At 58.6% G+C, this 25,338-nt stretch carries 33 protein-coding genes; 30 read left to right on the top strand and 3 right to left on the bottom strand.

From position 1 onward, the window contains the following. Positions 1–35 precede the first annotated feature (35 nt). From U5A08_RS15315 to U5A08_RS15300, 4 genes are all read left to right on the top strand, one after another. A complete protein-coding gene (locus U5A08_RS15315) occupies positions 36–470 on the top strand; it encodes a hypothetical protein (protein WP_321847301.1) in 435 nt (144 codons plus the stop codon). A gap of 158 nt (positions 471–628) precedes the next feature. Then, a complete protein-coding gene (locus U5A08_RS15310) occupies positions 629–961 on the top strand; it encodes a phage holin, lambda family (RefSeq protein ID WP_104902921.1) in 333 nt (110 codons plus the stop codon). Between the two features lie 49 nt (positions 962–1,010). Next, positions 1,011–1,220, top strand: a complete 210-nt coding sequence (locus U5A08_RS15305; protein ID WP_321847300.1) for a hypothetical protein — start codon at positions 1,011–1,013, stop codon at positions 1,218–1,220. Next, entirely contained in the window at positions 1,217–1,396 is a 180-nt protein-coding gene (locus U5A08_RS15300) for a hypothetical protein (RefSeq protein WP_321847299.1), read from the top strand. The genes U5A08_RS15305 and U5A08_RS15300 overlap by 4 nt, the downstream gene beginning before the upstream one ends. 68 nt (positions 1,397–1,464) lie before the next feature. On the opposite strand, the gene U5A08_RS15295 is transcribed toward U5A08_RS15300, so the two are convergent. Further along, positions 1,465–1,803, bottom strand: coding sequence for a hypothetical protein (locus tag U5A08_RS15295; RefSeq protein ID WP_177030284.1), 339 nt, complete (start codon positions 1,801–1,803; stop codon positions 1,465–1,467). 54 nt (positions 1,804–1,857) lie between these two features. Between U5A08_RS15295 and U5A08_RS15290 the strand changes: the two genes are divergently transcribed. The 21 genes from U5A08_RS15290 (at position 1,858) to U5A08_RS15190 (ending at position 18,465) form a co-directional block, all read left to right on the top strand. Further along, on the top strand, positions 1,858–2,499 hold the full coding sequence (locus U5A08_RS15290) for a putative metallopeptidase (RefSeq protein WP_321847298.1): 642 nt from the start codon (positions 1,858–1,860) through the stop codon (positions 2,497–2,499). 31 nt (positions 2,500–2,530) lie between these two features. Further along, complete coding sequence (locus tag U5A08_RS15285) at positions 2,531–2,992, top strand: DUF2280 domain-containing protein (protein ID WP_104902926.1); 462 nt, start codon at positions 2,531–2,533, stop codon at positions 2,990–2,992. Continuing rightward, positions 2,979–4,280: a terminase large subunit domain-containing protein gene (locus tag U5A08_RS15280; protein ID WP_321847297.1), complete on the top strand. Its 1,302-nt coding sequence runs from the start codon at positions 2,979–2,981 to the stop codon at positions 4,278–4,280. Before U5A08_RS15285 ends, U5A08_RS15280 begins: the two co-directional genes overlap by 14 nt. Continuing rightward, on the top strand, positions 4,277–5,695 hold the full coding sequence (locus U5A08_RS15275) for a DUF4055 domain-containing protein (RefSeq protein WP_321847296.1): 1,419 nt from the start codon (positions 4,277–4,279) through the stop codon (positions 5,693–5,695). The genes U5A08_RS15280 and U5A08_RS15275 overlap by 4 nt, the downstream gene beginning before the upstream one ends. Further along, positions 5,670–6,761 (top strand): minor capsid protein, encoded by a 1,092-nt coding sequence (locus U5A08_RS15270; protein WP_321847295.1) that lies wholly within the window; start codon positions 5,670–5,672, stop codon positions 6,759–6,761. Before U5A08_RS15275 ends, U5A08_RS15270 begins: the two co-directional genes overlap by 26 nt. Before the next feature lie 29 nt (positions 6,762–6,790). Continuing rightward, positions 6,791–7,114 carry a hypothetical protein gene (locus U5A08_RS15265; protein WP_321847294.1) on the top strand — a complete coding sequence of 108 codons (324 nt, stop codon included), beginning with the start codon at positions 6,791–6,793 and terminating at the stop codon, positions 7,112–7,114. A gap of 81 nt (positions 7,115–7,195) precedes the next feature. Next, the gene (locus tag U5A08_RS15260) at positions 7,196–7,924 is read left to right on the top strand and encodes a hypothetical protein (RefSeq protein ID WP_017479625.1); all 729 of its coding nucleotides are present in this window, start codon (positions 7,196–7,198) and stop codon (positions 7,922–7,924) included. A gap of 12 nt (positions 7,925–7,936) precedes the next feature. Beyond that, the gene (locus U5A08_RS15255) at positions 7,937–8,902 is read left to right on the top strand and encodes a major capsid protein (RefSeq protein ID WP_122822492.1); all 966 of its coding nucleotides are present in this window, start codon (positions 7,937–7,939) and stop codon (positions 8,900–8,902) included. 47 nt (positions 8,903–8,949) lie between these two features. Next, on the top strand, positions 8,950–9,534 hold the full coding sequence (locus U5A08_RS15250; protein WP_321847293.1) for a hypothetical protein: 585 nt from the start codon (positions 8,950–8,952) through the stop codon (positions 9,532–9,534). 59 nt (positions 9,535–9,593) lie between these two features. After that, positions 9,594–10,097, top strand: a complete 504-nt coding sequence (locus U5A08_RS15245) for a DnaT-like ssDNA-binding protein (RefSeq protein WP_321847292.1) — start codon at positions 9,594–9,596, stop codon at positions 10,095–10,097. A 380-nt stretch (positions 10,098–10,477) separates the two neighbouring features. Further along, positions 10,478–10,849 carry a hypothetical protein gene (locus U5A08_RS15240; RefSeq protein WP_321847291.1) on the top strand — a complete coding sequence of 124 codons (372 nt, stop codon included), beginning with the start codon at positions 10,478–10,480 and terminating at the stop codon, positions 10,847–10,849. Then, positions 10,846–11,502, top strand: a complete 657-nt coding sequence (locus U5A08_RS15235; RefSeq protein WP_321847290.1) for a hypothetical protein — start codon at positions 10,846–10,848, stop codon at positions 11,500–11,502. The genes U5A08_RS15240 and U5A08_RS15235 overlap by 4 nt, the downstream gene beginning before the upstream one ends. Beyond that, positions 11,499–11,927 (top strand): phage tail terminator-like protein, encoded by a 429-nt coding sequence (locus U5A08_RS15230; protein ID WP_321847289.1) that lies wholly within the window; start codon positions 11,499–11,501, stop codon positions 11,925–11,927. The genes U5A08_RS15235 and U5A08_RS15230 overlap by 4 nt, the downstream gene beginning before the upstream one ends. 39 nt (positions 11,928–11,966) lie before the next feature. Beyond that, positions 11,967–12,626, top strand: a complete 660-nt coding sequence (locus tag U5A08_RS15225) for a phage tail protein (protein ID WP_046382985.1) — start codon at positions 11,967–11,969, stop codon at positions 12,624–12,626. A gap of 9 nt (positions 12,627–12,635) precedes the next feature. After that, on the top strand, positions 12,636–13,016 hold the full coding sequence (locus U5A08_RS15220; RefSeq protein ID WP_104902938.1) for a phage tail assembly chaperone: 381 nt from the start codon (positions 12,636–12,638) through the stop codon (positions 13,014–13,016). A gap of 17 nt (positions 13,017–13,033) precedes the next feature. After that, positions 13,034–13,339, top strand: a complete 306-nt coding sequence (locus U5A08_RS15215; RefSeq protein ID WP_321847288.1) for a DUF1799 domain-containing protein — start codon at positions 13,034–13,036, stop codon at positions 13,337–13,339. A 27-nt stretch (positions 13,340–13,366) separates the two neighbouring features. Continuing rightward, positions 13,367–16,417 carry a phage tail tape measure protein gene (locus U5A08_RS15210; protein ID WP_321847287.1) on the top strand — a complete coding sequence of 1,017 codons (3,051 nt, stop codon included), beginning with the start codon at positions 13,367–13,369 and terminating at the stop codon, positions 16,415–16,417. After that, positions 16,417–16,755 (top strand): phage tail protein, encoded by a 339-nt coding sequence (locus U5A08_RS15205; RefSeq protein ID WP_177032908.1) that lies wholly within the window; start codon positions 16,417–16,419, stop codon positions 16,753–16,755. The genes U5A08_RS15210 and U5A08_RS15205 overlap by 1 nt, the downstream gene beginning before the upstream one ends. A 9-nt stretch (positions 16,756–16,764) precedes the next feature. Then, a complete protein-coding gene (locus tag U5A08_RS15200) occupies positions 16,765–17,517 on the top strand; it encodes a phage minor tail protein L (protein ID WP_321847286.1) in 753 nt (250 codons plus the stop codon). A gap of 2 nt (positions 17,518–17,519) precedes the next feature. Then, on the top strand, positions 17,520–18,317 hold the full coding sequence (locus U5A08_RS15195) for a C40 family peptidase (protein WP_321847285.1): 798 nt from the start codon (positions 17,520–17,522) through the stop codon (positions 18,315–18,317). Further along, positions 18,310–18,465, top strand: coding sequence for a hypothetical protein (locus tag U5A08_RS15190; RefSeq protein WP_321847284.1), 156 nt, complete (start codon positions 18,310–18,312; stop codon positions 18,463–18,465). Before U5A08_RS15195 ends, U5A08_RS15190 begins: the two co-directional genes overlap by 8 nt. On the opposite strand, the gene U5A08_RS15185 is transcribed toward U5A08_RS15190, so the two are convergent. Continuing rightward, positions 18,462–18,647, bottom strand: a complete 186-nt coding sequence (locus tag U5A08_RS15185; RefSeq protein WP_167665090.1) for a hypothetical protein — start codon at positions 18,645–18,647, stop codon at positions 18,462–18,464. The genes U5A08_RS15190 and U5A08_RS15185 overlap by 4 nt on opposite strands. 79 nt (positions 18,648–18,726) lie before the next feature. Further along, complete coding sequence (locus tag U5A08_RS15180; protein ID WP_321847283.1) at positions 18,727–18,987, bottom strand: protein L; 261 nt, start codon at positions 18,985–18,987, stop codon at positions 18,727–18,729. Between the two features lie 135 nt (positions 18,988–19,122). On the opposite strand from U5A08_RS15180, the gene U5A08_RS15175 reads away from it, so the two are divergent. Genes U5A08_RS15175 through U5A08_RS15155 form a run of 5 tightly spaced genes read left to right on the top strand, consistent with a single transcriptional unit; the run spans position 19,123 to position 24,622 of the window. After that, a complete protein-coding gene (locus U5A08_RS15175) occupies positions 19,123–19,620 on the top strand; it encodes a hypothetical protein (protein ID WP_275958737.1) in 498 nt (165 codons plus the stop codon). A 40-nt stretch (positions 19,621–19,660) separates the two neighbouring features. Beyond that, positions 19,661–20,005, top strand: a complete 345-nt coding sequence (locus tag U5A08_RS15170; RefSeq protein ID WP_321847282.1) for a hypothetical protein — start codon at positions 19,661–19,663, stop codon at positions 20,003–20,005. Between the two features lie 53 nt (positions 20,006–20,058). Continuing rightward, on the top strand, positions 20,059–20,640 hold the full coding sequence (locus tag U5A08_RS15165; protein WP_321847281.1) for a tail assembly protein: 582 nt from the start codon (positions 20,059–20,061) through the stop codon (positions 20,638–20,640). 59 nt (positions 20,641–20,699) lie between these two features. After that, complete coding sequence (locus U5A08_RS15160; protein ID WP_321847280.1) at positions 20,700–24,299, top strand: TipJ family phage tail tip protein; 3,600 nt, start codon at positions 20,700–20,702, stop codon at positions 24,297–24,299. Further along, positions 24,296–24,622: a hypothetical protein gene (locus tag U5A08_RS15155; RefSeq protein ID WP_321847279.1), complete on the top strand. Its 327-nt coding sequence runs from the start codon at positions 24,296–24,298 to the stop codon at positions 24,620–24,622. The genes U5A08_RS15160 and U5A08_RS15155 overlap by 4 nt, the downstream gene beginning before the upstream one ends. Positions 24,623–25,338 lie beyond the last annotated feature (716 nt).

Below are 25,338 nucleotides of genomic sequence, written 5' to 3'. Positions count from 1 at the left end.
ATACCGGCGTTGATATCAAAACGCCGGAGCTAAAAATGGGATTTTTCGATAAGGTCAAGGAGCTAGCTCTCAAGGCTAAATGCGGAGTTGGCATGCACGCCGGCGATTATGCGAAGGCAGTTAATGGTCCTGCGTGTCTGCTGGAAAAGACATGTCCTGACTGCTTTGAGCATGTCACCAAGCATAAGCACGAGCATGGAGAGTTCTCCTACAAAAACCATCACACTTGCACGATGATTCGCAACTGTGTGCATTGCGACCACGAAGACTCAAAGGTAAAGCATGAAGATTTCGTGGACATGGGAAGAGATGATTTTTGCAAGGTGCAGGAAAAATGCATCAGGTGCGGATTCACCCAGGTTAAAAAGGAAGACCACTACATGACTGAGGTCTCCCGTAACGATACGCACAAAACCCTATCCTGCATCCGCTGCAACAAGAGCGAGACGCAGAAGTTAGAGCGGTACTAGGTAGCAAAAGTTTTATAGAGCCCAGCCATCGCGCTGGGCTTTTTCGTTTTCGGCCCCGCCACACCCTTCGCTCTGAGCTGGGAGTGCCGCCGGGGCTGATTCAAATCTGCAGGTCATGGCCTGTCATATTCATAACTCCCTGACGGGGAGGAACCGAGATGTCCAACATGCCAGACAAACCAGACACATGGGCGATTGCGCTTGCGTGGTTGAGCCAGCATTCGCCAATCCTCTATGCGGCTGCGCTGTCCTGCGCCATGGCCGTCCTGCGCATCACCTACGGCGGCGGCACGCGGCGCCAGATGCTGGTGGAGGGCGCGATCTGTGGCGGACTGACGTTGACCATCATCAGCGGTCTAGATTTTTTCGGTCTGCCCCAGAGCATGGCCACCTTCGCAGGCGGCTGGGTTGGCTTCCTGGGTGTGGAGAAGATCCGGTCGATTGCTGACAGGGTGACTGACTTCAAACTGCCCAGTCGCAAGGTCGATTAATCCGCGCCACGTTTTTGAAAGCGCCAAATCGTGGCGCGAGACAGGTCACATGAAAGTAATCGTAACCAAGCTCCTGGGTTCGGCCGAAGTCGAGTTCCTGCGTCAGGGTGTGGTCGTTCATCGTGAGCGGTTCACCGGGAAGACCAACTCACGCTACGAGCGCACGATCGCCACCCAGGAAGAGTTCGACGCCCACCGGTGCCGGTTTGTGACTGCCATGCCTGCTGATCGGGCATTTCAGTATGAGGTCGCGCCGTGAGCAACGTCACCCGCCTGCGCCACGCACTGCCGATGAGCCAGGACATCAACAAAGCCCTTACCGATCTGGATGGTGCCATCGCTAAGGCAGTAGACGCAGCAAAGTCTGCCGGACTACCACAAGGCTTGGTGGTGGCAGTCCTACACGGGCACACTCACGAAATGGTGATTGTGTGACCGAGAAACTGATCGAATTAATCGTTGGGGATGGTGAGAGCCGGTACGCAAGGCTTGTAAATCTCATATCACCGCATTGCTAGGTCAGCAAATCGACTAAGTATCAAAGAGGTTGGCACAAGTAACGTTTCGCCTGCTGTGCTTTGTTTCAGTTCCACAGTTTCTGGCGGCGACGTATTGAGCAGGCAGAGGAAGTCTTCTGGGCTCAGGCAGTGTTGGCCGCGAATCCACACTGCGGGGTGAAATGAGCGTTTCGTAAGTTCGTCATGTGCGTCTCCATGGTCGGTTTTCGCCGAGCTCATGCCTTCTTCAGAAAGATTGTCGCCGCGCTGAATCAGGAGTTTCGCAGCGATATAAATCACAGCGACCTGTTCTATGGGGGCTGCCTGGTAATCAATGGGTTTCATTGGTAAATCCTATGTACGAGACGACTGATATGGGGTCTCAGGGCTGGAATTCCAATGGCTAAAAACTGTTTTGTATCCAGGCCAGTACCGCCGCCGGAAGTGCTTGAACTGTCCGAATTATCCCGCTTCGGTATCCATCTGGCTCCTGCGCCTGAGGTATGGGAGTGGCTCCAAACCGAGATCCTTGCCGACGCCGGCACCATTCACAACGAAGACCATGCCCATCTACTGGATGCAGACATCCGGGTCATGTGGGCTTCGTCGAGCTTCGAGAAGCAAGGCCGTACAGTCCTGGGCCAGACCGAGCAGGTAGCGTTTCGCGCGGGTGGTTGGCAGAAGGCGCGTATGGAGCAGCAGATGCGTGATTGGTTCGGCGATGTGCCGGCTTTCATCATCACGCTGGCTGCCGATTACTGCGCCCAGTGCAGCGACCTTGAGTTCTGCGCCCTGATCGAGCACGAGCTGTATCACCTGGCTCACGCGACCGACAAATACGGCCAACCAGCATTCACCCAAGACGGCACACCGAAGATCAAGCTGCAGGGCCACGACGTCGAGGAGTTCGTCGGTGTGGTCCGCCGCTATGGTGCAAGCCCTGACGTTCAAGCGTTGGTGGATGCTGCAAACAGTCCTGCCGAGGTGGGGAAATTGAATATTGCGAGGGCCTGCGGAACCTGTCTGCTCAAGTTGGCCTGATGTAAGACAGGCGTGAGACGGAATCTAACTTATGGCAGCCCTGAAAAATGAGGTGAAGAGCTTCATCGTTCAGGCTTTGGCGTGTTTCGACACTCCGAGCCAGGTCTCACAAGCGGTGAAGCAAGAATTCGATGTGGACGTAACCCGGCAGCAGGTTGAGCAGCACGACCCAACAAAGCGCGCCGGCTCCCACCTGGCGCTCAAGTGGCAGACCCTCTTTCACGACACTCGCAAGCGGTTCCGCGAAGAGACGGCAGAGATCCCGATCGCCAACCGCGCGTTCCGCCTGCGAGCCATGAACCGCTTCGTGGAGAAGGCCGAGACGATGAAGAACATCGGCCTGGCCATGCAGATCCTCGAGCAGGCAGCGAAAGAAACCGGCGACATCTACGTCAACCGGGCCAGGAAGGAAGAAGCTGGTGATGAACCGGTAATCCCGACCCGCATTCAGGTCGATGTGGTGGATGCGAGGAAGCCGAATGCCGAGCCTTAATGTCCCGCAGGCTCAGTTCCTCACGCTACCCCATAAATTCCGTGCGTTCGTTGCCGGGTTCGGCTCAGGTAAGACCTGGGTGGGATGCTCGGCACTGAGCAAGCACTTCATGGAGTGGCCCGGCGTCAACGCTGGTTACTTCGCACCGACTTACCCGCAGATCCGGGACATCTTCTATCCGACCATGGATGAGGTGGCCTACGACTGGGGGCTGAAGACCAAGATCAACCAGGCGAACCACGAAGTTCACATCTACAGTGGCCGGCAGTATCGCGGCACTGTTATCTGTCGGTCGATGGAGAAGCCACAGACGATCGTCGGTTTCAAGATTGGCCATGCCCTGGTGGATGAGCTGGACGTGCTGACTGCCGTCAAGGCACAGCAGGCCTGGCGCAAGATCATCGCCCGGATGCGTTACAACCTGCCTGGGCTGAAGAACGGGGTGGACGTCACCACGACGCCGGAAGGCTTCAAATTCGTCTTCCTGCAGTTCGTGAAGCAGTTGCGCGACAAGCCATCGCTCAAGGAAATGTATGGCCTGGTGCAAGCCAGCACTTTCGACAACGAGCTGAACCTGCCGGATGACTACATCGCATCCCTGATGGAGTCGTATCCACCACAGCTGATCATGGCGTACCTCAAGGGCCAGTTCGTCAACCTGACGTCCGGGACGATCTACACGGCCTACGATCGCAAGCTCAACGAATGCTTCGACACCGTAAAGCCTGGCGAGCCCCTGTTCATCGGCATGGACTTCAACGTCGGCAAGATGGCGGCGATTACCCACGTAAAGCGCAATCAGGGCTTGCCCAGGGCAGTAGATGAGTTGATCGACGGCTACGACACGCCTGACATGATCCGCCGCATCAAGGAACGCTACTGGCAGCACGACGGCAACGACTTCAAGAAGACGTGCGAGATCAGGATCTACCCAGATGCATCGGGCGATTCGCGCAAGTCCGTGAACGCCAGCATCACAGACCTGGCCATGCTCAAGCAGGCCGGATTCGCGGTCATCGCTCCAGCGGCAAACCCGCCGGTGAAGGACCGAATCAACGCAATGAACGCCGTCTTCTGCAATGCACAGGGCGAGCGCCGCTATCTGGTCAACCCGTTCACCTGCCCAACCTATGCTGATGGCCTGGAGCAGCAGGTGTGGGGCGCGAACGGGGAGCCAGACAAAACTGCCGGGATCGATCACGCGAACGACGCCGGCGGTTACTTCATCCACCGCGAGTACCCGATCATCAAACCGGTCACCGCTATCAAAATGGGATACGCCCGATGAGCAACGACGTCTCCTTCAAGCGGGCGGATTACATTGAAGCGCTGGACCGCTGGGCGACAGTCCGCGACGTCTGTGCCGGTCAGCACCGGGTTGTCGATCGGCTGCCGTACATCAACGGACACGATAAATCGCCGGAAAACGAAGACCGGAACCGGGCTTACCGTGAGCGGGCGGTGTTCAAGAACGCCACTGGGCACACTCGTAACGGGCTCTTGGGCCTGGCCTTCCACAAAGATCCGACGCTCACGGTGCCGAAGAAACTGGAATATCTGCAGGACAACGCCAACGGCTCTGGCGTCAGCATCTACCAGCACTCCCAGGGCACGCTTGAAAAGGTGCTTGAGGCTGGTCGGCATGGTCTGTACGTCGACTATCACCAGGACGACAGCATCGGCGGGCACTCGGTGATCCTGTCCTACTGCGCTGAAGACATCATCAACTGGCGCACCGGGATGGTGAACGGCCATAGCGTGCTGACGCTGGTGGTGCTGCGTGAGTCGCCGGAGATACCCGACGGTTTCGGCTTCAAGACAGTTGAGCAATACCGGGAGTTGGCGCTGGAGGATGACGGTTTTGTCTGTCGCGTCTGGCGCCGGTCCGGCCCGAAAGGTGGTGGGCCACTGGCGGTCACCGAAGAATTCAGGCCTGAAGGTGTCACCGGGCGCTTCAAAGAGATCCCGTTTACCTTCGTTGGCGCGCAGAACAACGACCCGAGCATCGACGAATCACCGCTGTACGACATCGCCATGATCAACCTGGGCCATTTCCGGAACAGCGCCGACTATGAGGACAGCGTTTTCTGGTGTGGACAGGCCCAACCATGGATCAGTGGCTTGGATGAGCAGTGGCGCGACTGGATGGAGAAGAACGGCGTCTATGTCGGCTCTAGGGCCCCGATGATGCTGCCAGTCGGCGGCGCATTCGGTTACGCCCAGCCCGCACCGAACACGCTGGTCAAGGAGGCGATGGCCGACAAAAACCAGATGATGATCGAGCTGGGCGCACGGATGGTGGTGGCGTCACTTGCCACCAAGACCGCTACGGAGTCCCGCGGCGATCAGTCGGCTTCCACTTCGGTGCTGGCCGGCTGCGTGGCAAACGTCAGTGAGGCTTACACCCGGGCAATCATGTGGTGCTGTGCCTACATGGGCATCGCTGACAAGAAGGTTGCCTACCAGGTGAATCAGGAGTTCGTCGAGTTGACGGCTGATCCGCAGATGATCACGGCCCTGGTCGGCTTGTGGCAGAACGGCGGATTCGCGAAGGCTGACCTTCGGGCCTACCTGCGGAAGCTGGGCCTGATCGCGCCAGAGCGCACTGACCTGCAGATCGACGGCGAATTGCAGGAGCAGGGCGACGGCCTGGGCCTGGACAACGAGGGCACACCAAATGGCGGCAAACCAAGCAATTCATGACGCCACCATCCGGCACGCGGTCTTCCTCGAAAAGCTGAAGGCGGGGGAGGTGGGCAAGTTCGCCCCCTTCCTCAAGGAGATCGATCGCTCGGTCCGCGACCGGCTCACCCAGTCGGACCTGACCGAGTACAACGTCAAACGCCTTGAGGCGCTGCTGAAAGAGGTGGATAGCCTGCTGCTGGGTATATTCGACCGCTACAGCGCGCAACTGAACCTCGACTTGGTGGATATCGCCAACTATGAGGCAGAGTTCGAAGCGACCAGCCTTGCCCGGTCGGCGCCGGTTGGGGTTTCGCTGGACGTGGTCGCCCCGACGGCTGCGGCAATCCGAACCGCAGTGCTGACGAATCCGCTCAGCGTGCGCGGTACCGGCGGCGGGAAGCTGCTGAAGGCCTTCATCAAGGGTTGGACCGGCGCCGAGCGAGAGCGCGTCACCGGCACGATTCGGCAGGGTTTCTTCGAGGGGCAGACGAACTTCCAGATCATCCGTAACGTTCGCGGCACTAAGGCGGCAGGCTACAAAGACGGCATCCTGGCGACCACCAACCGCAATGCCAGCACGGTCGTACATACCGCGATTCAGCATGTGTCGTCTCAGGCGCGCATGGAGGTGGCCAAGGCCAACACTGACATCGTGGAAGAAATCCAGATGGTGGCCACGCTGGACAGCAAGACCAGCCAGCAATGCCGCTCGATGGACAAGCGCAAGTTTCCGGTGGATTCAGGCCCACGGCCGCCGTTTCACCCGAACTGCCGCACCACTTTCATCTTGCTGACAAAGCTCAGCGCGTTGTTCGCCAAGGGCGCTACCCGGGCTTCGGTGGGTGCCAATGGCGGGCAGCAGGTAGGTGCTGACCTCGACTATTACCACTGGCTTCAGCAGCAGCCTGCGTCGTTTCAGGATGTGGCGATCGGGCCGGTGCGGGCCAAGCTGTTCCGCGAGGGCGGGTTGACGGTGGAGCGCTTTGCCGAGTTGCAGCTTGATCGCAACTTCGCGCCGCTGACCCTGGTGCAGATGAAAGCCCTTGAACCACTGGCATTTCGTAGAGCGGAGTTGTTAATGTGATGGGTAAATCCAAGGAGCGGTGCCCATACATGATTTTCAGTCTAACGATATCCGAAGAGTATGAAGTGGTAATGAAGTTCCACTTGTACCGCTCGGCCATTGCCGCGAAAAATAATGCGAGAGCCGCGGCTATTCTTTCAGAGCTAGACGTCATTGTTCAAAAAGCTCTGAATCAGGGCCGGTTGCCTGATGATGAGCTGAACAAAATTATTCTATTTACCGGGCAGCATCCGGAATTAAAAGATATGGCTAGCAAAAGCGGATTGGGGTATTCGTCCATTATTAATGAAGCGTATCCGCGACGACCCTACAACGCAGATGTCGCGAAGACTCTAGAGTTAATTTACTACTGATGATGATTTCCCAATAACCCGCTTCGGCGGGTTTTTTTATGCCTACAAGGCAGGCGTACCAAACCCAAGGGGTGCATAAACGTGGCAGAAGAAAACGAAATCGACCTGGAAAACCCGGCAATCAAGGCCGCTATCGCGACTGCCGTTGAAGCATCCGTTTCTGGTTTGAAAACCAAGAACTCAGAACTGCTGGGTAAGCTGAAGGAAACCTCCGGCAAGCTGACCCAGTTCGAAACCCAATTTGAAGGCATCGACATCGACGCCGTCAAAGGACTGCTCAGTCGAGCGGGCCAGGACGAAGAAACCAAGCTGCTGACCGAGGGCAAGGTGGACGAGGTCTTCAACCGTCGCACAGAGCGCCTGCGTGGCGACTACGACAAGCAGTTGAAGACCATCAGCGAGCGTGCCGAGAAGGCTGAATCCTTCGCTGCCAAGTTCCAGGGCAAAGTCCTGGGCGACTCGGTACGTGGTGCGGCTCTGAAGGCCGGCGCACTGCCGGAAGCAACCGACGACATCATCCTGCGCGCCAAAGGCGTGTTCACCCTTAACGAAGATGGCGATGCAGTCGCCGTTGATGAATCCGGTCAGGTCATCCTCGGTAAAGACGGCAAGACCCCTTTGACTCCGCTCGAATGGGCTGAGTCTCTGCGCGAAAGCGCACCTCATCTGTGGCCAAGGGCTTCAGGGACATTTGCCCCGGGCGGGGGTGGCGGCAAGGCTGCATTCAAGCGCTCCGAAATGACCTCCGAGCAGAAGCGCGACTTCCAGCGCAAGCACGGCCAAACCGCATATCTCGCATTGCCCAAGTAAGGGGATTGACCCATGGCTACAACCGTAAACAGCGACCTGATCATCTACAACGATGAGGCGCAAACCGCATACCTGGAGCGCGTACAGGACAACCTGGATGTGTTCAACGCATCGTCCAACGGCGCGATGGTGCTGGACAACGAACTGATTGAAGGCGACTTCCGCAAGCGCGCCCTCTACAAGCTGAACGGCTCGCTGGAGCACCGCGACGTCAACTCTGACGGCAAGGTAACTGCCAAGAAGATCAGCGCCGGCGAAGCTGTTGGCGTCAAGGCACCCTGGAAGTACGGCCCGTACCAAACCACCGAAGAGGCGTTCAAGCGCCGCGGTCGTCCGGTCGAGGAGTTCTCCCAGATCGTCGGCGCCGACGTTGCTGACGCGACCCTGGAAGGCTTCATCCAGTACGCGACTGCTGGTCTGCGCGCTGCCATCGGCTCCAACGCCGACATGGTGGTTTCGGCCAACATTGAAACCGACGGCAAGAAGACGCTGACCCGCGGCATGCGCAAGTTCGGCGATAAGTTCGGCCGCATTGCACTGTGGGTCATGCACTCCAGCGCCTATTTCGACATCGTCGACGAAGCGATCACCAACAAGATCTACGAAGAGGCTGGTGTCGTGATCTACGGCGGCCTGCCTGGCACCCTGGGCAAGCCGGTACTGGTGACCGACACCGCGCCGGCGGACGTGATCTTCGGCTTGCTGCCAAACGCCGTGACCATTACCGAGTCTCAGGCCCCAGGCTTCCGCTCCTACGAAGTGAACGATGAAGAGAACCTGAGCATCGGCTACCGCGCTGAAGGCACCGTGAACATTGATGTGCTGGGTTATAGCTGGAAAGCCACCACCGGCGGCTCCAACCCAACCCTGGCCGCAGTCGGTTCTGCTGCCAACTGGATCAAGCATGCGGGCAGTAACAAGGTCACCGCTGGAGTGATGATCACGCTCACTGCAACGCCTCCGGTCACTGGCGGCTAAGCCTCAAACTCAACGCGCGGTCAGCGATGGCCGCCTTGGAGAAACACATGGAACTGACTTACAGCAACCAACTGAACGGCTTCGACCCGGAGAAGCGGTACCGCAATCCTGAACACTTCGATAAGCCGGAAGCTGGTGTCACAAGTGTGCTGGTGATTGGTGATTGGCCCAGCGTAGTCGACGCTTATGAAGCGGCCGGCATCGACGTGTCCGTGAAGGAGGCGAATCGGGTGCAGATTGCTGGCGCGGCCAACCAGGCCGAACTGGAAAAAGTTATCGGGGCTTTGCGTGCTGAACATGGATCGATCCAGAACCTTGTTGATGGCCTGGATTCTGGTGAGATTCACCGTCCCGAGTCAGGCGAACTGGCGTTGCGCTTGTTTGAAGTGCTGGGCACCATTCATGGGTCGGTTGGCGAACTGACCGCTGAGCGTGACGGCCTGCTTCTGACGATCGACGAATTGCGCGGTGAGATCGAAGCGCTGAAGAAGACCGCCGTCACGCCGCCGGCTGATGAGGCTGGAGAAATCGCGGCGCTGAAAGCCAAGCTCGATGAGGCCAAGGTCCAGTACCGTGCCAATGCCTCTAAAGACTCCTTGGAAAAGCTCGTCACTGATCTGCCCAAGGCGTGATACTGCTGGCTGCCGGTGACCCGGCGGCCAATCTTCAAACCATTCCAGCGAGTTGACGCATGACACTCATCATCGAGGACGGCACCGGCAAGCCTGACGCCGAAAGCTACGCGAGCGCCGAGGATCTGGCCCTGTATGCCGTGAAGTTTGGCACGGTCATCCCTGCGGGTATCCCTGAACAGGAAGCGCTGCTGCGCCGGGCCGCCTTGGCGATGGATGGCATGACGTGGAAGGGGCGCAAGATGAGCAGCGAGCAGGCGTTGTCCTGGCCGCGCCGGGAAGTGCTGCTGGATCATGAGATCAAGCCGAACAACTACCTGCCGGCGCGCATCCAGTACGGCCAGATGGCCCTGGCCGGCGAGATTCATCAGGACGACATAGACCCGATCGACAAGCGCAAAGGCGCGGTAACGCTGGAGCGTGTCGAAGGCGCGGTGACTCGCGAGTACGCGACCATCCCGAACACCAGTGGCCGACTGCTGCCGGCGGCGCCTGATCGACCCAGCGCTACGCAGTTTTCCGACTATTTGCAGCGGCGCGGACTATTTGCCGTTAAGGCCTAGAATGGGCACCTGGAAACGATCTTCGATATTCTGGCCTGGAGATGGATGGAGGCAGTTGATTTGCTCATAGATCTAATTTCACTAGCTTTGATTTTAACGGGGATCACAGAGTGGTTTTTTCTGTGGCTGATTCTGTTTTTTAGCGCATCAGTGCGGAACCAAAGTTCGCACCGAAGCAGGCGACGAATGATTGCGTTATGCAGTCTGCCTTTGATTGCACTGTTTCAGGCGGTTATGTCGTACAAGTTTTACGACGATAGCCACAGCAATTGGCTGGTTGCTTTGTCTGCGGCCGCAATTCCCGCATTTGCTCTTCTATATTTGCGTGCTTTCTTTTTAAAGAGATCAGACTTTACGCACTAGAAACTTCTGGAGAAATCATGGCCACCTTCTACGATGAAATGGCCGTGATGGCTCTGGAGATGATCACAGAGTTCGGCCAGCCCGTGACCATCAGCAAGACGGAGCCGGGTGAGTACGACCCGGAGACGGGCGGCGAAGCGCCAGGCGCAACCGTCGAGCAAATTGCCCAAGGCATCGTGCTCGACTTCACTGGCCAAGAATTCCAAAACAACAGCCTCATCAAACAGGGCGACAAGAAGCTCAAGATCGCGGCGCAGGGTTTGGCCTGGGTCCCCGGCCTACTCGACAAAGTTGTGGTCCAGGGCCGCACCTGGTCCATCGTTCCGCCGCTGAAAGAAGTGAGCCCCGCCGGCACGCCGATCCTGTATGAGCTGCAGGTGCGGTCATGAGCCGGGCAGGGGCCGGTCAATCCGGCAGTTTCGCCCTGAGCCTGGCCGAGTTCGCCGCCCAGGCCAGTGAAGCAATCGACGCGAGCCTGCGCGAGATCATTATCGAGATTGGTAGCAGCATCATCCGCATGTCCCCGGTGGGCAACCCTGAGATATGGGCTGCCAACGTTGCTCATCGCGAGGCCAGCTCCCGCGCTGCCGATGACTACGACTTCAAAGTCGCCGTCCGCAATACGCTCATCAACCTGAACGAATCGAACTTCACGAAGGCGGGCAACCTCAAGCGTGGCGTGAAATACGCCAAGCCTCTGACGAAGACCGAGCGCGACCAGAACTTCAGCGTGAATGGAGTAGTCGCCGGCCAAAACTATGTCGGCGGTCGCTTTCGGGCGAACTGGAACTTCTCCATCGGCTCTGTCGACAACAGCTTCCGTATTCACCCAGACCCGACAGGGACCGAGGCAACCGCAAGGCTTGTCGCGGGTGCCATTGAGTTCAAGGCCGGGCAAACAGCTTTCATCGTTAACAACTTGCCCTATGCGATTCCGCTGGAGTTCGGCCATTCCACCCAGGCCCCCGGCGGCATGGTTCGGGTAACCGTGGCTCGCTTTCAGCAGATCGTGCTGGAGGCCATCAGGAACAACCAGGTATGAGTCACGCACGCGCCCGTCAGGCCATCGAAACGAAGCTGGCCGCATGGGCGGCTGTGCGCCCGATAAGGGTGGCCTACCCAAATCAACCGTTCACTCCGGGTTCTTCTGAAACCTACCTCCGAGCCTTTCAACTTCCAGCCAGCACCACCTGCCGCTATCTCGGCGGGGAGGCCTACGAGTACGCCGGTGTTTATCAGGTCAGCATCGTTTGTCCGTCGGCGCAGGCTATGGCCACCGCCGAGACGCTTATTGATGAACTGACCCGGCTGTTCCGCGTCGACACGCCCCTGACCCGTAACGGTTTCGAAGGCCTGATCACTGAGCCAGTAGATCAGGGACCCACTATCACAGAGTCGGCGACCTACACGGTCCCGGCCAGCTTCACCTATCAGGGTGTCGCAGACCAACCGCCCGCCGGGGCATAACCTACCGCCGCCAGGCGGGCACTCAAGAGGAAATACAACATGGCCGCACGCTTCCCGCTGCCGAACGGCGCTGTGCTGGAGATCGCCAGCGTTATGGGCTCCGCAGTTGCTTTCACCGCATTGACCAATGCGAAATCGCCAGTCGCTGCGTCTGTAGGGCACAGCATTGAAAACGGCGACGTCCTGCTGATCAACTCTGGCTGGGCGCTCATCAACGACCGCGCAGTAAAGGCTTCCGGCATTACTGCTGATGCTTTCGCTCTGGCCGGTCTCAACACGACCAATACCGACAAATACACCGTCGGTGCAGGCGCTGGCTCTGTGATCCCGGTGTCCGGCTGGACGCAGATCTCGAAGGTCACGTCTTTCACATCTTCTGGCGGCGAGCAGCAGTACCAAACCGTCGGCTACCTGGAAGATGACGACGACAAACAGTTCCCGACAAACCGCAATCCGACCACGATCACCATCGTGGTGGAGGACCAGCCAACGGCTCAGTACGTCGAGACCGTCGAAGGGTACGACGACACCAAGGAGCTGGCGGTGGTCCGCATGAAGTTGCGTAACGGTGACCAGATTCTCTACCCGGGCTATGTGAGCATTACCCCTGACCCAACCATGGAGCGCAACAACGTCATGACGCGCACCATCAGCATCGGGCTTTCCGCTCGTTCGCTCCGTTATTTGGCTGGCGCATAAGGATTTCCCATGGCAAAGATCAGGATCGCCCAGAACCCTACATTCAAGGCATTCGTGCTGATCCCAATTGTTGGAGAGGAGCCCGAGAAAATCGAGTTCACCTTCAAGTATCGGGATCGCCCGGGGCTTGCGGCCTTGTTCGATGAGTGGAGCGCAAAGGGAAAGGAGATGCGTGAGAGCTTCGGCGAAGCCACCACTTTGTCCGATGTCGTTTCTGCCGAGACCGAGCTTCAGGTGCAGCAAATCAAGGATCTCGTCGTTGGGTGGGGGTTCGATGACAAGTTTGACGACAAGAGCATCCAGGCCCTTGTTAAGTCCTGTTATGGCACCGCCGAAGCGGTCGTGAGCGCCTATCAGAGCGCATTCAGCCAGGCTCGCCTGGGAAACTGATAGCGGCAGCCAAAGCAATGTACGGAAGCGGCCAATCTGCTGAGCAATTGGCTGCTCTCGGGCTGACGGCTGCCGACCTCGATGAGGACGATGTGGAAGTCTGGCCCTGCAACTGGCCGGCCTTCCTCCTGTTCAACAGGATGTCCACTCAGTGGCGGGCAGGCACCGGCGGCGCGATCGGTCTCGACTACAGCAGCATCCGCGACGTGGCCAGCTTCCTTGGCATCAAGAAAAAGAAACTCGCTGAAATCTTCCCTGACCTTCAAGTCCTGGAAGGCGAAGCCCTGCGCGTCATGGCGGAGGAAAGGGAAAACAGCCCGTAACCACGGGCACTTATTCAAGGTGAGTCGATGAACATTGCAGAACTCGGCGTCAAGATCGACTCGGCCGATGCGATCCAGGCCAAAACAAGCCTGGATGAGATGGCGAAGGCTGGCGGCCGGGCCGAGCAGTCCGCCGTCTCGCTGATGAACGAAATGGAGGCGCTGGAAAAGTCGCTGTCCACCAGTGCCAAAACTACCCAGGACCTGGCAAAGCAGCGTGATGCTCTCGCCAAGCTGACCAAAACCGGCGCCTATGGCGAGGCAGAAGCGGCGAAGATCTCCGCGCAGCTCGACAAGCAGCAGGTGGCCCTGGCCAAGTCCGCTCTGGATGAGCAAAAAGCTCTCAACAGCTTGTTGGGGGCAATTGACCCGGCCCGCGCGGCGCTGGCGAAACTCGACACTCAAGTCGAGCAACTGGGCAAGCACTTGGACGCGGGGCGCCTGAGTCAGGACGACTACAACAAAGCCCTGGGCAATATCGACAAGGACTATGCCAAGCTCGAAAAAACCGCCACCGGTTTCGACAAGCTGCGCCTCGGCACCCGCCAGGCGCAGGAGAACGTTACGCAGCTTGGCAACGCGCTGTCTTCTGGTGACTGGGGGAGCGGTGTTCGTGCTGTTCTTCAGCTTGGCGCAGGTGCTGGCGCATCAGCCGCCGGCCTATTGGCCATGCTGGCGCCTATTGCCCTTGCGACAGGCGCTGTCGCCGCTCTTGGGGTCGCCTACTACAAAGGCAGCGAAGAGCAGGACAAGTACAACAAATCACTGATCCTCACCGGCAACTATGCTGGAGTTAGCGCAGGGCAACTGGGCGACATGGCGCGGCAGGTCAGCGCAACCGTGGGCACCACCGGCCAGGCTGCTGCGGTTCTCGCGCTGCTGGCCGACAACGGCAAGATCGCTGGCGAGAGCTTCACTGGCATCACCCAGGCCGCTGTGTCGATGCAGGAAGCCACGGGCAAGGCGGTGAGTGAGACAGTCGCCGAGTTTTCCAAACTGGCCGACGACCCGGTCAAGGCGTCCGCCGCGCTGAACGAGCAGTACCACTACCTGACAGCTTCGGTTTACTCGCAGATCACGGCGCTGGAAGAGCAGGGCGACCACGCTGGTGCGGTAAAGCTGGCGACCGAGTCTTACGCTGACGCGATCAACGAGCGCACCCCGAAGATTCTGGAAAACCTGAGTTTCTGGGAGAAAGGCTACAACGCCGTAGCGCGCGCCGCCGATAACCTCAAGAATCTCGGTCGGCCAGACATCGGCGCCGATATCGAACAGGCGCGCCGTGACCTGGCCGAAGCCCAGAAGGGCAACGTTGGTGTCTTCCAAAACAAACAGGTGATGGTCGATTACTACACCAACCAGTTGAACATGCTGGAGGATCAAAAGGCCGCGCAAGCCGATATCGCCAAGTGGGAGAGCGAGCAAGCGAAAGCGCAGGGCGATGCAGTGTCGTCCATGGCGAAAATCGACGCACTGACCAAATCGTCATGGACGAATGAGCAGAAGCGCGCCGAGGCAATCAAGGAGTACAAGCAGCAGCTCGAAGACATCCGCAAGGTCGACCCGAAGGATTCTCGCCTCGATCAGGCGGCGATCGACAAGAACATCTCCAACATCAACGACAAGTTCAAAGACCCGAAGGCCTCGGGTTCTCAGGTCGACCTGACCGGCTTCAACGACGCCAAGAACAGCCTGGCGGCCATCGCCGCGGACTACAAAAACTACCAGAAGGAACTGGACGCGGCGCAGAAGGCCGGCCTGGTATCCGAGGCTGACTACCTGCTGCGCCGCCAGGCCCTGATCGGCAACGAGCGCGATCAGGTGACGGCAGCCTACGAGGCGGAAATCACCGCGCTGGAAGCCGCCAAGGGCAAGAAGACCACGTCGGCCGCGCAAAGCATTCAGCTTGACCAGAAGATCGCTGACGCACGCGCAGGGATGACCAAGGCGCAGAAGGAAGCTGACAGCCAGCTTGAAGTGTTGGCTATTGCCGAGAAAGGGCGGATCGACAAACAAACGCTCAACATCCAACGGTATGTCGACGCTCTTGGCGAGCAGCAGAAAGCCCTGGTGCTTGCCGGTCAGCGCGCAGTCGTTGGCGTTGGACAAGGGGATAGGCAGAACGCGCTATCGGGTGAGCTGAATGGGCAGCAGGACAGCTATGCCAAGCAGGTTCGCGAGCTTGAGAGTCAGCAGTCAGATCCATCTCGGAAGATGGACCCCGAGGAATTCAAGCGTAAGTCGCAGGCGCTCGCCGATGCGAACAAGGCGGCGACCGACCAAATCCGGCAGAACTACGCGGATGTGGAAGCTGCCCAGGGCGATTGGACGAAGGGCGCGACGGCAGCTTGGGACAATTACCTGGATTCGGCGCGGAACATCGCCGGCCAGACGAAAAGCCTGTTCGGCAACGCCTTTAGCTCCATGGAGGATTCGCTGGTCAACTTCGCCGTTACAGGCAAAGCGTCGTTCGCGGACTTCACCAAGTCGATTTTGGCGGACATGGCGCGCATTGCGACACGTCAGGCCAGTTCCGCTTTGCTGGGCAGCCTGGTGGGGGCTGCGGCGAGTTACTTCGGCGGCAGTGCCGCCGGCGGCAACGGGCTGGCCGCTGGATCTGCTGGTGCTACATCTTCCAACCTTGGCGCTTCAGCGGGGGGCTACTCGGGCAGCTACTTCCCGCAAGCCCTGGGCGGTGCCTGGTCGGGCGGCGTGCAGATGTTCGCCGACGGCGGCGCGTTCACCAACTCCATCGTCAGCAAGCCCACGGCATTCGGTATGGCCAACGGCAAAACCGGGGTCATGGGTGAGGCTGGGGAAGAAGCGATCATGCCCCTGACCCGGACGTCCAGCGGCAAGCTCGGCGTTATGGCCATGGGCGGCGGGTCCGGCGGAACGCAGATCAATGTCGAGGTGCATATCGACGGAGAGGGCAACGCATCGTCCTCCGCCGACGCGCCTGGCTACGACCTGTTTGGCAAGGAGCTGGCGGCGTTTGTTGAGCAGAAGTACCAGCAGATGCGCAACAAGGACATGGGCCAGGGCGGCGTCATCAACAAAGCAATCAAGGGGCGCTGATGGCAATCGAACGATTCACCTGGGCAACGGAAAAGGGCGCGGAGGGTGATGTGACCCAGCGCGTCCGGACCAAGCAGTTCGGCGATGGGTACGAGCAGTCGGTCGAGGATGGTCTCAACAACCAGTCCCAATCCTGGCCGCTCACTTTCACTGGTGCCAAGGCTCGCGTTCTGGAAATCAAGGCGTTCCTCGATCGGCACAAGGGCGCCAAGGGCTTCCTGTGGGAACCCCCGCTGGGAGTGCTTGGCCTCTACAAGTGCAACGGCTACAAACCAGTTCACCGTGGCGGTCAGGTCTACGCCATCACCGCCACCTTCAAGCAAACCTTTCATCCCTGAGGCCTATCCATGGCACTGATCACGGACATCCAGAAGCTGGAGCCCGGCGGCGAGATTCGCCTGTTTGAAATTGACGGGACTGAGTACGGCGCGGATTACCTGCGCTTCCACGGGCACGCCATTCCGCACACACCTGAAGAGCTGCTGGCCTACGAGCATTCGGAAGATGATCTGCCGGCGAAGTCGATCTGGTGGCAGGGCGAGGAGTACGCGGCCTGGCCGGTACAGATTGAGGGGATTTCCTCGAGTAGCGACGGCACAGCCTCACGGCCGACATTCGCTGCTGGCAACGTCAACGGCCGGGTCACGGCACTGTGCCTGGCCTTCGAGGACATGCTCAAGTTCAAGCTGACGGTTCGCGAGACCCTGGCCCAGTATCTGGACGCGGCTAACTTCCCCGACGGCAACCCGACTGCAGACCCGACCCAGGAAGCGCTGGAGATCTGGTACATCGACCAGAAAACCAGTGAGGACGGCGAGGCCGTGGTCTGGGAGCTGTCTTCCCCGGGAGAGATCGTCAACCACGGGTTGCCCGGACGCCAGATGACGACGTTTTGCCACTGGGCCATGACCAATGGATACCGTGGGCCTGACTGCGGCTACACCGGCGCGGCCATGTTCGACGATGAGGACAACCCCACGGATGACCCTGCCAAGGATCAGTGCAAGGGCTGTCTGTCGTCGTGCAAGTTGCGCTTCGGGGAGAACAACGAGCTGTCCTTCGGTGGCTTCCCCGCCGTTTCCCTGATAGCCAGGAGCTGACCATGCGCAAACACATCATTGCGGCGATCCAGGCGCACGCGGCAGCGGAGTATCCCCGCGAGTGCTGCGGGCTGTTGTTGGCCATAGGGCGCGCGCAGAAGTACTTCCCATGCCGGAACATCGCCACGGAGCCGAACGAAGAGTTTCGGCTTGACCCCGAGGATTACGCTGCGGCAGAAGATTTGGGCGAGGTGATCGGCATCGTCCACTCACACCCCGACGCTACCAGCCGGCCGTCACCGCACGACTTGGCCATGTGCGAGGCCACTGCCTTGCCGTGGCACATTCTGTCGTGGCCCGAGGGGGATCTCCGCACGATCACGCCAACCGGCAGCACGCCGCTGCTCAATCGCCCATTTGTTCATGGGGTTTGGGACTGTTGGGGTATTTGTGCCGAGTGGTACCAGCGCGAATGGGGTCTGGAATTCGAAGCCTTCCAGCGCGCCGATGGCTGGTGGGAGAGTGCGGAGAACGCCAGCCTTTACGAGGCGAACTACGATGCTGCCGGCTTTGTACGCGTAGATCGGCCACAGCGAGGGGATCTGATCGTTATGCAGGTAGGGCGCACGGTTCACCCCAATCATGCAGGCATCTATCTGGGCACTGATCCTGCGCTACCAGGCGAAGAGTCGGGCACCTTCGGCCCTGGCCCCTTCCTGTTGCATCACCTGTACTGCAGGCCGTCGGAAATTATCGTCTTCGGCGGGCCATGGCATGACCGGACGCGCCTGATCCTGAGGCACAAAGACGCACAACAACCAACATGGCGCCGCAGCGCATCAGGAGAAAATCATGAATAAGAACGAAGCGATTACAAAGGAGTTGGAGGAACTCAAGCGTGAAATTCAGGAATTGAAGGCTCGACTCAGTCAGGAGTCGAGCCATAGGGCCTCGGCAGACGAAAGTCTTTCATCTCGAATTTATATGCTTTCGGCCGGCGCTCATTAGCAAGTGTGCTCCTTCGCCGCCTCTTCCTTCGCCAACTGTTCAATTTGAGCGATGGTCAAGGAGTTGATCGGCGCCGTTGGCTTAACCCAGATTTGAGTTTGAGTGCCTGACGCATTGCTTTTGAGAGCAACCAACAGACGACCATCTTCCGCGATAGCTACGTTTGTAATATGAAACGACATTTGACCTCCAGGTCATAAACGCGCCGATATTGGCGCTATCCCAGTCCTTGGGCTTGCAGGCGAAGGACTGGGGAATCCTTTACGCTTTTGTTTCTGTCTTGACGATCAGGCGCCACTCAACCTTTGAGCCGAGCAGGCCATCGTGTTGGTGATGGTTTTGTGGGGGAAATTTGTCACCTTTGTTCGAGGTGATTTCATCGCCACAGCCTTCGCACCGGTAGATGCCCGAGGCTGGAACTATGCTCCCGATCTGGTGTAGGTCGTTCCAGTCGCCGCCGCCGAGAATGGTTGGCTTGGCAGTAAAAACGTGTTTCGCCGTATCTTTGGTGACAAGTGCCATTTTCCGTCCTGCCCTGGTTAGAAATGAGGCACAACGCTACTACGCCAAACACTCGACCAGTTACTGGAATTCCATCCACGCTGGATGCCTGGACAGGTATCAGGTTAATCTGATGCTTTAAAGTGAGGGATCACCATGGTTAACGCAGTTTCATTGCCCATTTCAGGTCAAGACTTCAAGAGTATTCCTGCCAAAAGGTCTCTGGGGATTTTCGCTAACGCGCAAGACTTCGGACGCTGGATAGGCGTCGACTACCTAATTCTTTGCACCGAACATTGCCCAATGTGGGTGGCGAAAATTGATGAAATCTTGATGCCGAGAGAGGAAGGCGGACCACTAATCTTCCGCTTCACTCAAATCAGGTCGATCGCAGGTATGGGCGGCGATCCTTCTTACGAAGCGGCGTTTAAGTCTTTCCGCTCTAGTCAACATAACCCGACACTTGTCGCCTTTGACGATGCTTCGTTTTTCACTATTGGAGAGGTTGTTCCGTTTCAGGCTCAGCCAGATACTTTGGGTCCTTTCAGCATGGATGAGGCCATAAGGTGTCTCGCTAAAACATATGGCGTTGGTGTTGATCAGGTGGATATCACTATTCGGTCGAGACCTCAGACCGCCGAGGCCGATCATTAAAACTGGGCTCAGCTTGACGCCAAACCAAAGAGGGAACGACATGCGGATTTTGATAGCAGCGGTAGCGGTGGCGATGCTGGCGGGGTGTGTCTCGCCTGGCGACCTTGAGTCGAAAGCGCCGAGCATTTCAGCAAGTACCGGGAAAGACCCGAAGCGGTATGCGTTATGTGTTTTCCCGCGCTGGCAGGATGCACGTAGCGACGTGACGATGTCCGAGACGGAGTATGGCTATCGCCTGATCGCGGCCAGCAGCAACATGACCGACGAATTGCTGAGTATCCGAAAGACCGCGAAGGGTAGCGAGGTCAAGCTTTATCAGCGCCTGGCGTGGGGGCCGGGATGGGGAAGGGGTGACATGGAAAAGGCGGTTAAAAGCTGTCTGTAAGAGAATCAAAACAAGCCGCCTCCGGGCGGTTTTTTATTATCCGGAGAAAACCCGTGCCAGCACTCGCGATAAACTATCAACCCATGACCACCATACTGCTCTACGGTCAGCTCCGGCAGTTCGGAAGGTCGTTCCGACTCTCCGTGCGCTCACCAGCGGAGGCAATTAAGGCTTTGTGTGTACAGATCCCAGGATTGGAGAGGTTCATCTCGAACGCGAAGTCACGGGGCATTGAGTTTGCCGTGTTTCGCGGATCGAAGAACATTGGGGCTAAAGAGCTGGGATATACAGGTACGGAAGTAATTCGTATAGCCCCAATCATTACTGGCAGTAAGAGGGCTGGCCTTCTTCAAACGATCGTCGGAGTGATCTTGATCGCCGTTTCTTTTATCCCTGGTTTTCAGGCTCTTGCCGCGCCGGGCATTGCACTTGCTGCCGGCGGCGTCATCCAGATGCTCAGCCCCCAGGCCAGCGGCCTCAAGACCAGCGCCGCGCCAGAGAACACCCCCGGTTACGCCTTCGGCAGCGCCAAGAACACGACTGCATCGGGCAACCCGGTACCGCTCTGCATAGGCGAGCGCCGGTGGGGTGGCGCAATTATCAGCGCCGCCATCTATGCTGAAGACCAGATGTAGCAGAAACCCGCAGCACCGCAGCCGCCTATGAGGCGGTTTTTTATTGCCTGGAGGAATGCATGGGCGCAGCACGCAAGATTGATATCCACGGCGCCAAGGGCGGCGAAGAGAAAGCAAAAACGCCAACGGAAGCCCCGGATAGCCTGCGCTCTGTTGCCATCGCCAAGATGCTGATTGCCATCGGGGAGGGTGAGTTCGAAGGCACGCCCACCGCGCGCGACATCTACCTCGACAACACCCCGCTGCAAGACCCCCAGGGCAACATGAACTTCCCGAATGTGAAGTGGGAGTGGCGCACCGGGGCCGTGGACCAGACCTATATCCAGGGCATCCCGTCGATCGAGAATGAGACCACCATCAGCACTGAGTTGCGTAGCGGCACACCGTGGGTTCGGGCAATCAGTAACACCCAGCTTTCGGCTGTGCGCGTGCGCTTTGCCTGGCCGGCGCTCCAGTCCGTAGATGCCAGCAACAACATCAACGGCTACCGGATTCAGTACAAAGTTGAGCTCGCCACCGACGGCGGTGCTTATCAGCAGGTGCTGAGTGAGGCTGTCGACGGCAAAACCACCAGCACTTACGAGCGCACCCGCCGTATCGATTTGCCCAGGGCCACCACCGGCTGGCTGATGCGCATCACCCGTCTGACGATCAACCAGAACAACAACAAAATCTCCGACACGATGCAGATCGCCGGCTTCACTGAGGTTATCGACGCCAAGATTCGCTATCCGAACACCGCGCTGCTCTACATCGAATTTTCGGCCGAGCAGTTCCGCAGCATTCCGGCGGTAACCGTCGGCTGCAAGGCTCGCAAATGGCAGGTCCCAAGCAACTACGACCCCGTGTCGCGGACATACAGTGGTATCTGGGACGGAACGCTCAAAGAGGTCTACACCAACAATCCGACGTGGGCTACATACGGCATCACCACGGCCGACCGCTTCGGCCTGGGCCGTCGCATCAAACCGTGGATGGTGGACAAGTGGGAGCTCTACCGCATCTCGCAGTACTGCGACCAACTGGTGCCAGACGGGAAGGGCGGCCAGGAGCCGCGCTTCATCTGCAACCTGAACCTGCAGAGCAAGGCTGATGCCTGGTCGCTGCTACGCGACATCTCTGCGATTTACCGCGGCATGACGTACTGGGCCCAGGGCCAGGTCTTCACCCTGTCGGATATGCCGCGAGCCACCGACTTCGACTTTGCCTACACCCGGGCGAATGTGATCGACGGCAAGTTCACCTACTCGAGCGCGTCGGAGCGCACTCGGTACAGTCGCGCCCTGATCAGCTACGACAACCCGGCGAACAACTACGACACCGACGTCACTGCCGTTACGGATGCCAAGCTGCAGCGACGCTACGGCGACAATCCGCTGGAGATCAGTGCCATCGGCTGCACCCGCGAGTCGGAGGCTCAGCGCCGAGGCAAGTGGGCGCTGCTCACCAACTCCAAGGACCGGGCCGTTACCTTCAAGGTCGGCCTCGACGGGCGCATCCCGCTACCTGGCTACGTGATCCCGATCGCCGACGAACTCCTGGCCGGTCGGCCGGTGGGCGGGCGCATCTCTGCGGTGAACGGCAAGGTCATCACGCTGGACCGTGATACCCAGGCCAAGCCCGGCGATCGATTGATCCTCAACCTGCCCGACGGCAAGTGCGAGGGGCGTACCGTGCAACTGGTCAGCGGCCGGCAGGTCACCGTTACCGTGGCCTACTCCGTTGCGCCCGAACCCGAACTGGTGTGGGCGCTGGATGCCGACGACCTCGCCATCCCGCTGTACAGGGTGGTGAGCGTGGCCCGGCCGGAGCCCGGCGTGTTCGAGATATCGGCCGTGCAGTATGACCCGAGCAAATTCGCGCACATCGACACCGGCGCGCGCCTGGAAGAGCGCCCAATCAGCGTTGTGCCGATCACCGTCGTTCCGGCGCCGGCGAGTGTCACCCTGACGTCGAGCTACGCTGTGAACCAGGGCATCGCCATCAGCACCATGAACATTTCGTGGCCCGCCGTGACTGGTGCAGTCGCCTATGACGTGGAGTGGCGCAAGGACAGCGGCAACTGGATCAAGGTGCAGCGCACCGGTTCGACCAGCGTCGACGTCACTGGCATTTACTCCGGCGCCTACGTGGCCCGGGTCAGGTCCGTGAGTGCCTTCGAGATTTCCTCGATCTGGAAGAGCTCCAATCTGACCAATCTGGAAGGGAAGGTTGGCCTGCCGCCGGCGGTGGCGTTCCTGACCACCACCAGCCTGGTCTATGGCATTGGCATCCAGTGGGGCTTCCTGCCGGGCGCCGAGGACACCCAGCGGACGGAGCTTTGGTACAGCCAGTCACCGGACCTAACCACTGCGGTGAAGCTGAGCGACTTCAGCTACCCGCAGGCCAAGCACGAGATGCAGAACATCCTGGCCGGCGCGAGCGTCTACTTCTGGGCTCGCCTGGTGGACCGTACCGGCAACGTCGGGCCGTTCTGGCCGATCCCGGGAGCCGTGAATGGCCGGGCCAGTTCTGACCAGACCGAGTACGACAAGTACTTCGCCGAGAAGATCGGCAAGGGCGCGCTGTACCAGAGCCTGCGGGAAGAGATCGACCTGATTACTGGTGATGGGCCGGGCTCGGTCAACGATCGCCTGGAGAAGGCCAAGCAGGAGCTGGAGGATCTGATCTCGGAAGTTGTCGACGCTCTGGAGTACGCCTCCACAAAGGCCTACGCTAAAGGCGACATGGTCCGGGTAGGCCAGCAACTGTTCCAGGCCACCAAGGCGGTACCGGTCAACACCGCACCGCCGAACGCCAACTACTGGTTCAACCTGGGCACCATCGCCGAAACGAATGCGGCGATGGCACTGGAAATCAGCCAGAACAAGGCGGCCATCGAAGAGGTGGACGGCAAGGTCACGGCCACCGCCGAACGCTTGGAAGGCGTCTATGCGCTGGTGAAATCCGACTCTGCAGGCTCGGAGCAGGGCAGTGCGGGCGATGACACCGCCTCGGCCGGGGCCTGGTCGCTGATGTCCGCAATTGCTGAGCGGGATTTCGCGCAGTCGCAGCGTACAGATATTGTCGAAGCGAATGTGGCGGCGAACGCGGCAAGCATCACGACCGTGCAGACAGCCATGGCAACTGACAAAGCTGCCACTGCCGAAGAGATCAAAACCCTTAAGGCGGTCGCCGGTGATAACTCGGCAGCTATTCAAATCGTCAGCAAGGCCCAGGCCACGACCGACGGGAAGGTTTCGTCGATGACGACGATCAAGGCCGAAACCACCAGCAACGGCAAGAAGGTAATGGCAGGGCTTTCCCTGGGCTCTGACGGCAATACATCGGAGATCCTCGCGTTTGCTCAACGCTTCGCAATTGTGGATGAGGTGAGCGGGCAACTGATAACGCCATTCGTGGTGAGTGGTGGCCAGGTCTTCATAAACCAAGCGGTCATCAACAAGGCATTCATCCAGGAGATCATTCTGGGGATGACGCTGAAATCAGAGACGGTCGACTCCAAGGGGCGGCCGTTGCTGGAAATCAACGTGAAGGCCGGCACGTTCACGCTTCGCAGCGCCGGCACCGGTGGCTCGACACTGCTCAATAACGATGGCCTTTCGGTCTACGACATCAACGAGCTTCTGCGTGTATTGGTGGGGAGGCTTTCGCCATGACTTATGGAGTAAGGACGTGGAGCGCGAATGGCGTGCTCGAAATGGATACCGACAGCTACACCTATCAGGTGCTGCACAATGCAGTCTATACGCTCGCCATGGGCGCCGTAGTTACAGCAAACATTGCCGGGTTCAACCCGGCAACATGCACAGCCGTCATACTTCCTACCCAGGCCGCAGCTAACAACTACTGCTACAGCGCTATGCCGTTTATGTCGGTAGGCGTCGGTTCGGTTGTTGTACGCTCAAAACACCCCAATGAGCCGGACGCTATAGGATCAACAATACAGTTCAGGTTGCTTGTAATGAGGTTCAAAAATTGAATTTCGGTCTATCTGTTGTAAACGATGGAAGCTATGTACAGATAGACTCAGAGCAACCTAGGCTTTGTGCGCTGTACAGTGGAACGTATCAGGCATCCGGCAGTTCATCGGTGTCAGTGTCGTTCCCATTCGCCATAACCACGCCGGAGCCGCCGTGCGTATTCATTCAGAACAGCTCGGCTAGACCGAATGAGCTATATACGAGCATGACCATTAGTGGCGGTCCTGGTGTTTGGACTGGGTTTTCAATAACGTCCCTGAACATTAACTTCAGGCCAGCAGGCAAGTGGTTTGCGGCGGTATTCGCGTCAATCACTAAGGCCGATTACGGGCTCAGGATGTGGGGCGCAAATGGCGTGCTGATTTTCGACTCAGGGGCCGCTCCGGTGATCTTCACGAGGGCCAATAACTCATGGTCATATCAGGGTCAGGTAGTTCTAAATGCGACAGCACAGGCTTACTACTGGGCGAATGGATCTGTTGCGCCACTGCAATCTGATGAGTACTTTATGATCAATCCATTCTCGCGAGGAATACTACAGAACCACACAAACTGGCTTACATCAGCTGTAAGGTTCAACTATTCAGAGAACAGGCTGCAGGTGTTTGGGGTTAGCGCTCTCTCACCATGGATAAATATCGGCGCCCCCGGCGCTGTATTCGCCAGACTCCCCGGCACCTGATCGGGCACTCATCAATTGATCTACACCACCCGC

This window comes from Pseudomonas paraveronii, assembly GCF_963681955.1.
GTDB lineage: Bacteria > Pseudomonadota > Gammaproteobacteria > Pseudomonadales > Pseudomonadaceae > Aquipseudomonas > Aquipseudomonas paraveronii.
Note: the sequence above shows the minus strand (reverse complement) of the source record. Positions and strands in the feature narration are given on the sequence as shown.

Coding starts and splice junctions, on each gene's coding strand:
- U5A08_RS15315 (WP_321847301.1), top strand. CDS start 36: ATGGGATTTTTCGATAAGGTCAAGGAGCTAGCTCTCAAGGCTAAATGC.
- U5A08_RS15310 (WP_104902921.1), top strand. CDS start 629: ATGTCCAACATGCCAGACAAACCAGACACATGGGCGATTGCGCTTGCG.
- U5A08_RS15305 (WP_321847300.1), top strand. CDS start 1,011: ATGAAAGTAATCGTAACCAAGCTCCTGGGTTCGGCCGAAGTCGAGTTC.
- U5A08_RS15295 (WP_177030284.1), bottom strand. CDS start 1,803: ATGAAACCCATTGATTACCAGGCAGCCCCCATAGAACAGGTCGCTGTG.
- U5A08_RS15290 (WP_321847298.1), top strand. CDS start 1,858: ATGGCTAAAAACTGTTTTGTATCCAGGCCAGTACCGCCGCCGGAAGTG.
- U5A08_RS15285 (WP_104902926.1), top strand. CDS start 2,531: ATGGCAGCCCTGAAAAATGAGGTGAAGAGCTTCATCGTTCAGGCTTTG.
- U5A08_RS15280 (WP_321847297.1), top strand. CDS start 2,979: ATGCCGAGCCTTAATGTCCCGCAGGCTCAGTTCCTCACGCTACCCCAT.
- U5A08_RS15275 (WP_321847296.1), top strand. CDS start 4,277: ATGAGCAACGACGTCTCCTTCAAGCGGGCGGATTACATTGAAGCGCTG.
- U5A08_RS15270 (WP_321847295.1), top strand. CDS start 5,670: ATGGCGGCAAACCAAGCAATTCATGACGCCACCATCCGGCACGCGGTC.
- U5A08_RS15265 (WP_321847294.1), top strand. CDS start 6,791: ATGATTTTCAGTCTAACGATATCCGAAGAGTATGAAGTGGTAATGAAG.
- U5A08_RS15255 (WP_122822492.1), top strand. CDS start 7,937: ATGGCTACAACCGTAAACAGCGACCTGATCATCTACAACGATGAGGCG.
- U5A08_RS15250 (WP_321847293.1), top strand. CDS start 8,950: ATGGAACTGACTTACAGCAACCAACTGAACGGCTTCGACCCGGAGAAG.
- U5A08_RS15245 (WP_321847292.1), top strand. CDS start 9,594: ATGACACTCATCATCGAGGACGGCACCGGCAAGCCTGACGCCGAAAGC.
- U5A08_RS15240 (WP_321847291.1), top strand. CDS start 10,478: ATGGCCACCTTCTACGATGAAATGGCCGTGATGGCTCTGGAGATGATC.
- U5A08_RS15235 (WP_321847290.1), top strand. CDS start 10,846: ATGAGCCGGGCAGGGGCCGGTCAATCCGGCAGTTTCGCCCTGAGCCTG.
- U5A08_RS15230 (WP_321847289.1), top strand. CDS start 11,499: ATGAGTCACGCACGCGCCCGTCAGGCCATCGAAACGAAGCTGGCCGCA.
- U5A08_RS15225 (WP_046382985.1), top strand. CDS start 11,967: ATGGCCGCACGCTTCCCGCTGCCGAACGGCGCTGTGCTGGAGATCGCC.
- U5A08_RS15220 (WP_104902938.1), top strand. CDS start 12,636: ATGGCAAAGATCAGGATCGCCCAGAACCCTACATTCAAGGCATTCGTG.
- U5A08_RS15215 (WP_321847288.1), top strand. CDS start 13,034: ATGTACGGAAGCGGCCAATCTGCTGAGCAATTGGCTGCTCTCGGGCTG.
- U5A08_RS15210 (WP_321847287.1), top strand. CDS start 13,367: ATGAACATTGCAGAACTCGGCGTCAAGATCGACTCGGCCGATGCGATC.
- U5A08_RS15205 (WP_177032908.1), top strand. CDS start 16,417: ATGGCAATCGAACGATTCACCTGGGCAACGGAAAAGGGCGCGGAGGGT.
- U5A08_RS15200 (WP_321847286.1), top strand. CDS start 16,765: ATGGCACTGATCACGGACATCCAGAAGCTGGAGCCCGGCGGCGAGATT.
- U5A08_RS15195 (WP_321847285.1), top strand. CDS start 17,520: ATGCGCAAACACATCATTGCGGCGATCCAGGCGCACGCGGCAGCGGAG.
- U5A08_RS15190 (WP_321847284.1), top strand. CDS start 18,310: ATGAATAAGAACGAAGCGATTACAAAGGAGTTGGAGGAACTCAAGCGT.
- U5A08_RS15185 (WP_167665090.1), bottom strand. CDS start 18,647: ATGTCGTTTCATATTACAAACGTAGCTATCGCGGAAGATGGTCGTCTG.
- U5A08_RS15180 (WP_321847283.1), bottom strand. CDS start 18,987: ATGGCACTTGTCACCAAAGATACGGCGAAACACGTTTTTACTGCCAAG.
- U5A08_RS15175 (WP_275958737.1), top strand. CDS start 19,123: ATGGTTAACGCAGTTTCATTGCCCATTTCAGGTCAAGACTTCAAGAGT.
- U5A08_RS15170 (WP_321847282.1), top strand. CDS start 19,661: ATGCGGATTTTGATAGCAGCGGTAGCGGTGGCGATGCTGGCGGGGTGT.
- U5A08_RS15160 (WP_321847280.1), top strand. CDS start 20,700: ATGGGCGCAGCACGCAAGATTGATATCCACGGCGCCAAGGGCGGCGAA.
- U5A08_RS15155 (WP_321847279.1), top strand. CDS start 24,296: ATGACTTATGGAGTAAGGACGTGGAGCGCGAATGGCGTGCTCGAAATG.